The organism is Schlesneria paludicola DSM 18645 (genome assembly GCF_000255655.1).
GTDB classification, from domain to species: domain Bacteria; phylum Planctomycetota; class Planctomycetia; order Planctomycetales; family Planctomycetaceae; genus Schlesneria; species Schlesneria paludicola.
The window spans coordinates 2,544,662-2,544,899 of record NZ_JH636435.1 but is presented as its reverse complement, the minus strand read 5'-3'; the positions used below and the strand labels follow the sequence as shown (position 1 = coordinate 2,544,899).

The 238-nt window shown below is 60.1% G+C and carries 1 protein-coding gene; it reads right to left on the bottom strand.

The genetic code is table 11. The features are described from left to right. A partial coding sequence (locus OSO_RS51420) for a hypothetical protein (protein WP_010586426.1) occupies positions 1–238 on the bottom strand: 238 nt, incomplete at both ends.

The following is a 238-nucleotide window of genomic DNA, read 5'->3' as shown; positions in this document are numbered from 1 at the left end:
TCCGGCAACGTTAATCGCCGCCGTGGGAAGGTCGAGCCGGTAAACACCGTTGCCGCGTTCCTTGAACCCTCCGGGTGTCCACGCCGACGTCTCCAATGACACATCGACTAAGGTGATCGCCACTTTCGCGTTTGACCCGCCTATCGAATAAGACGTCGTCGGCATCGTTGCAGCGACGAGGCCCGTCACGGGGATGCCCGAGTCATCATAGACCTCGATATCGATCGAGGGGGTGGTG